Raw genomic sequence first — 4,352 nt, forward strand, 5'->3', positions numbered from 1 at the left:
AAGAAAGCATCTTCAGCAAACGTTATCATTATAGATTTAACCATAGAAAATTTAATGCGTATTTTTAAAAGATTACAGATGCACGAAACTTATTTATTGGATGAACTTGGTAATATATTACTTAATAGTAATATTTCAAAGATAATTAATCATAATAAGATACCAACATATGGGCTAACCGCACATGAATTAGCTGCTGTTATTAATGGAGGTGTAAAAGAATATAAAAATAAAGACGGCGAAGAAATCATCGGTGCCTATTCAAAAGTGCAAATCGGACGCATGACAGTATTAGCACAGATAGAAAAACGCCAGGCACTAGCCGCAAATCGAAAACTTATTGAACGTTCGCTTATGTTTGCTGGTATTATTTTACTAGCAGCCTTTATTGCTAGTATAATTTTCTCAAGATTAATAACCTCACCAATTCGTAAACTAACGCGAGCAAGTAAAAAAGTTGGAGAGGGTAATTATAATATTGATGTTAACATACACTCACGTGATGAGATTGGTGATTTAAGTCGTTCTTTTATGCAAATGGCAAAATCACTCAAAGAAGCACAACACCAATTAGTGCAATCTGAAAAACTAGCAGCCTTTGGAAGACTTGGTGCTGGCATAACTCATGAAGTTAAAAATCCACTTACTGGTATTATCGGTTTCGCGCAAATTGCCCAACGTATGGTAAAGAAAGACAAAGAAAAAGCCGAACAATTATTAAAAAAGATCGAATACGAAGGTAATCATTGCCAAGAAATTTTATCTAATTTTTTAAAATTTGCACATGCTGATAATGAAGTGATAATGCAAAAGATTGATTTTAATTATGTTGTGAAAGAAGCTGAACAAGTATTTAGACATACTTTAAGCGTACAAAAAGTGCAGATACATATAGCGTTAGCAAAAGAGAAGTTAATAATTTTAGGAAATGTAAACCAATTAGAGCAAGTATTATTAAACTTAGCAATTAATGCACAACAAGCAATGCCAAACGGCGGAAATGTATATATAACTACAGAATTAACCAATAATGAATTTGTTTTATGCACTGTTGCTGATGATGGCCCGGGTATAGCAGAGAATATAATAAATAAAATATTTGATCCATTTGTAACAACAAAACCGGTTGGTCAAGGAACAGGGCTGGGCCTTTCAATTTGTAATCGTATTATTCACGACCATAAAGGTATAATAAATGTAACATCAGAGATTGGTAAAGGAGCAACGTTTTATATTCGTATACCCGCATTAAAAAACGAGTTAAAACGTGGGTAATAGTATTACTATCACCAGCATTTTAGCTGAATACGATGAGCTAGTATTGCTAAACCAAGCTCCAGCTATTGAGGAATTTGCTTTACGGTTTCCGAAATTTCCTACTTTAGCTAATCGATTATGGGATTTAGAACAAATATAAATATATTGCGTAAAACAATGATAATTTTGATATTTGGGCTACTCACAGCATTAGGATTAGAACATTGGCAACGAGTTAAAATTACCAAAGAATATAATCAGCAAAATATTAACGCCGCTATGAGTTTATTAAACTGGTCGTTATTGCAAGCCGAACCAAGACTAAAAAATTGTATCAATTATCGAACGGTGCCTTATGTAGTGCCGAGAATACATATTAAGGTTATAATATTTGCTGAAAAAATACTTAGTGTTAATATTTCACCACGAAATGGTCTGCTGACTAATAGCACAAGAGATTGTATTAAGAAAAATATAATAAATATAAACATGCCGGGTATTGGATTTACAACTCCAATTGTATTAGAAAAAAATATTGAAATACCATTTGATGATGTATTAACGATGCCTCAATAGCGTTACCAATTTAGCACGGCTTCTAGCTACCTGTTTACGAGCAGCTTCAGCACTAATATTAAAAACTTCACCAATTTCAGCATGAGTGTGGCCTTGATAATGCAATATTAAACATTGAGCTTGTTGATCAGATAATTGATCAAGCACATATTCTAATTGCTTAAGACGTCGATTTTCATCTAGCCAAGTTTCTGGTGAACAATTAGGAAATTTTACAAGGTCTTCATCGATTAAAACTTCATAATTTGCATTACGACGTTGGGCATTTTGAAAACGTGATATATCTATAATAGCATCTGAAACTAAGCGACGAAGCCAAGAGATAAACGCGCTTTTACTTTGCCATTGAAAATCGCCTAGGGAGCCAAGAATTTTTAAAGCCACATTTTGTTCTATATCGCTAGTATCTTCGCGTAATTTAAGTTTTGAGCCAAGTCGTGATCTTATGGTTCTTCTAATAAAGTAACGATAACGAATAAGTAAGGATTGCTGAGCATCGCGATCACCATTTATTGCCCGCATAACCAAATTTTCTAGGAGAGCAGAGGATGTTGGTGTACAAGGCGATGGTAGTGATATTACTTGCATAAATGATTTAGTATAAGAAAAATATAAAATAATTCAAGTACATATAAAAAAATATATTTTTTGTCCGGTTTAATGGCAACAATTCGCTGTTAATTAGTATGAGTTTAAACAGCACATTTTTTTTAAGACGCATTAATACCCATCAGTTTGATGTTGCGGCAATAGCAAGTACACCACATCCTGCCATTGCTCCCGAATCAGCAATGACAGAGGAAAACCGCGTACTTGAATTAAGATTATATTGGGGGGATATATTACTTGGGATCAATTACTATAACAAATCGCCAATGATAACCATTGGTGAAACAAAAAACACTCAAATATTTATTTCGAGTGAGGGATTGCCAACACAACAATTTCCACTAATTCGCTATAGAGATGGTGAATATTTTTTAACTTTTACTAATCAAATGGATGGCGAAGTAGAACTCGCAGGTAATGTTATTAAATTTGATGTTTTATCGCAAAGATATGGTGCTCAACAAGATGGAGATTTCAGTAATAGTTATAAATGGCGATTAGCTCCAACAACACGCGCAATAGTACATTGGGGAGGTCTCACTATTGCTATGCAATTTGTACCTCCGCCAAATAAATTAACGCGTTCTTTATGGGGTTCGCTTGATTATAAATATTTAAATATAGGTCTAATGGTTTTAATTTTGCATTTAATAGTTATGATAAGTTTATTGTTGCATCCATATGATGCCCAAAATTTAATGACGACATGGATCAGTTTTATCAACGCTCGCGAAAAATTCTTTACTTAATAAGCCCCAAGCTTCTTCGTTTGTTTTATTTATGCATTTAAATGGCGTTTTAACATTATGCCTTTTTAATAAAATTTCACGATGTTCAATGTAATAGCGCAGCGCTAATTCTGCACCATATTCTTCAACACCTTCACCTGGATGAAAAGCGTAATATACGCTACCTCGTACTTTGGTTTTTCCGGGGGCGAAAGGTTTGAGGCAATCATTTGATAGACGTCCTCGTATAGTGCACTGTTTAATGATTTTTGTATAAAAGGGAGTTAGCATGCGTCTGGACCAATCTTGATGGTTTTCGTCATTGAGATGATAGATTTCATGAAACAGTGTAAGTCGCACTCCTTCTGAATTACGCAACAGCGATCCGTTTACATTATAGGCAATAGACCAGTTACTAGCGTAAGCGGAAGGAGTTGAACGACCAACTGATTTAAAAAATTTTATTTGAAGGTTTTGCCAGCGATAATTTATTTTTGATTTTGAAGAGGTTGTTAAAGCGGCAAAAAAAGCGGCAAAGTCTTCAGTGGTAGCATTGAGGTGTTTAAGATGCACAAGATATTTGCCAACAGGTAACTGAGGAACGATACGAATATTACCACGCCAGCCACCATCCATCATATAGGCGCTCTCTACAGAAGTAACCCACTTTGCGGTTTCATATAATTTTTTTGAAAACCTTAATGCTTCTGGGGATAGATTATTTAAATTAGTACTGTTTTCAGATACAGATGAGTCAACATCAGCACTATTAAAGGCAGTAGAGGTATAGTAAATTATAAGCAAACAGTAAGGGATTATCATAATTTTTAAGTCTGTTGTAATTCTAGTGTTTTATCAAGTTAACCTGTTACAATCTAGTGCTAATTTAATGGTGTCTCGTACCAATAGCACTACAATAGCACTAGGAGCCAGGCTGCTTTCGTGCTAAATGTCATGAGATTAATATTGGCGGTGGAGTTCGCCAAAAATCGCGCTCCGAGTTAGCTCGGTGTCGCCAATGACTCCTACGGTAAGGCGGGTAAGGCAAGGTGCCGTGGGAGTATGTACAAGATAACGGGCACGGCGCCTCTCGCAATGGCTGACTCTTGATCTCATCTCTGTAATTGATCGATTTTATTAGGCTTTACTGGATGCCCTCTTTCGAGGGCATGACGTAGAGAG

The 4,352-nt window shown here is 35.2% G+C and carries 6 protein-coding genes; 4 read left to right on the forward strand and 2 right to left on the reverse strand.

The genetic code is table 11. From position 1 onward, the window contains the following. From JW841_05060 to JW841_05070, 3 genes are all read left to right on the forward strand, one after another. A partial coding sequence (locus JW841_05060; GenBank protein MBN1960294.1) for a HAMP domain-containing protein occupies positions 1-1,275 on the forward strand: 1,275 nt, incomplete at its 5' end. After that, positions 1,268-1,417 (forward strand): hypothetical protein, encoded by a 150-nt coding sequence (locus JW841_05065; protein ID MBN1960295.1) that lies wholly within the window; start codon positions 1,268-1,270, stop codon positions 1,415-1,417. The genes JW841_05060 and JW841_05065, both read left to right, overlap by 8 nt. Positions 1,418-1,434: 17 nt before the next feature. Then, on the forward strand, positions 1,435-1,833 hold the full coding sequence (locus tag JW841_05070) for a hypothetical protein (GenBank protein ID MBN1960296.1): 399 nt from the start codon (positions 1,435-1,437) through the stop codon (positions 1,831-1,833). On the opposite strand, the gene JW841_05075 is transcribed toward JW841_05070, so the two are convergent. After that, positions 1,816-2,421 (reverse strand): sigma-70 family RNA polymerase sigma factor, encoded by a 606-nt coding sequence (locus JW841_05075; protein MBN1960297.1) that lies wholly within the window; start codon positions 2,419-2,421, stop codon positions 1,816-1,818. The two genes, JW841_05070 and JW841_05075, sit on opposite strands and share 18 nt — an antisense overlap. Positions 2,422-2,519: 98 nt before the next feature. On the opposite strand from JW841_05075, the gene JW841_05080 reads away from it, so the two are divergent. Continuing rightward, entirely contained in the window at positions 2,520-3,191 is a 672-nt protein-coding gene (locus tag JW841_05080; GenBank protein MBN1960298.1) for a hypothetical protein, read from the forward strand. On the opposite strand, the gene JW841_05085 is transcribed toward JW841_05080, so the two are convergent. Then, complete coding sequence (locus JW841_05085) at positions 3,138-3,992, reverse strand: hypothetical protein (GenBank protein ID MBN1960299.1); 855 nt, start codon at positions 3,990-3,992, stop codon at positions 3,138-3,140. The two genes, JW841_05080 and JW841_05085, sit on opposite strands and share 54 nt — an antisense overlap. Positions 3,993-4,352: the final 360 nt, after the last annotated feature.

Source organism: Deltaproteobacteria bacterium (genome assembly GCA_016931625.1).
In the GTDB taxonomy this organism is placed as follows: domain Bacteria; phylum Myxococcota; class XYA12-FULL-58-9; order XYA12-FULL-58-9; family JAFGEK01; genus JAFGEK01.